This window comes from Mesorhizobium sp. M7A.T.Ca.US.000.02.2.1, assembly GCF_003996995.1.
Classification (GTDB): domain Bacteria; phylum Pseudomonadota; class Alphaproteobacteria; order Rhizobiales; family Rhizobiaceae; genus Mesorhizobium.
This window is the reverse complement of sequence record NZ_RZTT01000643.1, coordinates 1-2,335: the sequence shown is the minus strand read 5'-3', so window position 1 is coordinate 2,335 and position 2,335 is coordinate 1. Positions and strand designations below refer to the sequence as shown.

Below are 2,335 nucleotides of genomic sequence, written 5' to 3'. Positions count from 1 at the left end.
CGCCCGCCAGTTCCAGGGCGTGCATTTCGGCGGCATCGTCGTCGCCGACCGCGCCATCCACGAGACTGCCGACGGCAAGCGCCTGCTCGTCATCCATGGCGACCAGTTCGACACCGTGGTCCACAATGCGCGCTGGCTCGCCTATCTCGGCGACCACGCCTATGACGCGGCCATGCTGGTCAACCGCGTGGTGACGCGGCTGCGCCAACTGCTCGGCCTGCCGTATTGGTCGTTTTCGTCCTGGGCCAAGCACAACGTGAAGAAGGCGGTGAACTTCATCGGCTCGTTCCAGACCATGCTTGCGGATGAGGCACGTCGTTCACACGTCGACGGCGTCATTTGCGGCCACATCCATCATGCCGTCATCGAGAATTTTGGCGATGTCCAGTACATCAACACCGGCGACTGGGTGGAAAGCTGCACGGCCGTGGTCGAGCATTTTGACGGCCGCATGGAAATCCTGACCTGGGCGCAGGTGCTGCCAGAAGCGCCGGACGAGCCCTTTGTCCCGTTGCTCATCGAGGGTCGGGTAGGGCAGGCGGCATAGTCCGAAGTCTTTTTCGGGCTTCGGAATCGATCAATTAGTCCAACCGGTTTCGTCCGGTTTTCGTCCATGTTAAGGGATCGATACGCGTTGCCGTCCGGTCGAATACAGCGCGATTGGATCGATTCATGGCCCTGCCGCAGCTCTCGCCCGAACAACTCGTCAAGCCGCGCCATTTCGAACTGCGCATGAGCCTGATCTTCGCGACGCTGTACGTGCCGCTCGGAACGCATCTGCCTTATTTTCCACTGTGGCTGCAGGCCAAGGGTTTTCACGCCGAGCAGATCGCCGTCATTCTGGCGGCGCCGATGTTCCTGCGCGTGGTGACGACGCCGTTACTGACCGCGTTGGCCGACCGTGCCAGGGACCGCGCCGATGTCTATGTCGCGCTGATGGCTGCATCACTGCTCCTGTCGGCAGGCTATTTCCTGCCGCCGAACTATGCGATGGTGCTGGCGGTCTCATTGGCGTTGACCATTGTCTGGACGCCGCATTCGCCGATCGCCGATTCGCTGGCGCTTTCGGGTGTCCGCCGCTTCGGTTCGAACTACACAAGCATGCGCAAATGGGGCTCGATCTCCTATCTCTGCGCCAATGTCGCCGGCGGCTTCATTCTGTCGGCAGCCGGCTCGCAGGCCGTTCCGGTTATCATTCTGGCGGCGTTTGCCGCGGCCCTTGCCGCCGGCCTGCTGGCGCCGCGTCTAGGCCGTCCGCGGCGCGCCTCACCGCTGTCGGCCACCGACATCCAGCATTCGGCGCCGAAGCTTCTCAACCCGTATTTCCTGTATTTTTCCGTCGGCGTCGGCGTCATAACCGCCAGCCACGCATTCCTCTACGGTTTCGTCTCCATCTACTGGAAATCGATCGGCCTCAGCGATTCGGTTGTCGGTCTCTTATGGGCCTGGGGCGTGGTGTCGGAAGTCTGCATGTTCATGATGTTCACCCGCTTTTTTGACCGGTTCTCCGTCGTGTCGATCATGGTGATGGCGGGGATCGGCTCCATCGTGCGCTGGATCGCCTTTCCGCTGGTCTGGCCGCTCGGCCTCGGCATTCCCGGTTTCTTCGGTGTCCAGTCGCTGCACTCGGTCTCGGTGGCGCTTGGGCTGATCGGCCTGCAGAAGATGATCGGCGAAACCGTCTCCGAGGAGCGGACAGGTGCCGCGCAAGGCATTGCCTATTTCTCCAACGGCTTCTTCATGGCGGTGGTGACGCTGGCGTCCGGCCCGCTCTACGACCATCTCGGCGTGGACGGCTTCTTTGCCATGATCCCGATCGCCTTGATCGGCCTCGTGCTGATCGGCCTTGCAGCGCGCTCAGCCCCACAGCGCCACATCGGGCGGTGACACCATCGATCCCTGGTAGACAAGGCCCGGTACCCGGTCGCGGGCAAGCAGCAGCGGACCGTCGAGGTCGACGAAATCGGCATGCTGGGCAAGCAGCACCGCTGGCGCCATCGCCAATGACGTGCCGACCATGCAGCCGACCATCACGCCGAAACCGAGTTCGCGGGCGCGATCGCGCAGCACCAGTGCCGCAGTCAGGCCCCCCGACTTGTCGAGCTTGATGTTGACGGCATCGTAGAGACCGACAAGCGCTTCGAGATTCTCAGCCTCATGCACGCTTTCATCGGCGCAGATCGGCACGGGATGGGCGATATGGCGCAGGATTTCGTCATGACCGGCCGGCAGCGGCTGCTCGATCAGCGCGATGCCTTGTTCGGCGGCAAAGGCGAGGTTCGCAACGATGTTGTCGTCGCTCCAGCCCTCATTGGCGTCGAGGATGATGCGGCTG

General features: G+C 62.6%; 3 protein-coding genes. 2 read left to right on the top strand and 1 reads right to left on the bottom strand.

Annotated elements, in window-relative coordinates; translation table 11 throughout:
- Both EOD15_RS32940 and EOD15_RS32935 read left to right on the top strand, forming a co-directional pair.
- Positions 1-547 (top strand): UDP-2,3-diacylglucosamine diphosphatase (locus tag EOD15_RS32940; protein ID WP_148129773.1); only part of this gene is annotated, 547 nt, incomplete at its 5' end.
- A gap of 125 nt (positions 548-672) precedes the next feature.
- Positions 673-1,887: an MFS transporter gene (locus EOD15_RS32935; RefSeq protein WP_127409225.1), complete on the top strand. Its 1,215-nt coding sequence runs from the start codon at positions 673-675 to the stop codon at positions 1,885-1,887.
- Here EOD15_RS32935 and EOD15_RS32930 read toward each other — a convergent pair.
- The coding region (locus tag EOD15_RS32930) for an enolase C-terminal domain-like protein (RefSeq protein ID WP_281035594.1) at positions 1,858-2,335 on the bottom strand (478 nt) is incomplete at its 5' end. The genes EOD15_RS32935 and EOD15_RS32930 overlap by 30 nt on opposite strands.

Coding starts and splice junctions, on each gene's coding strand:
- EOD15_RS32935 (WP_127409225.1), top strand. CDS start 673: ATGGCCCTGCCGCAGCTCTCGCCCGAACAACTCGTCAAGCCGCGCCAT.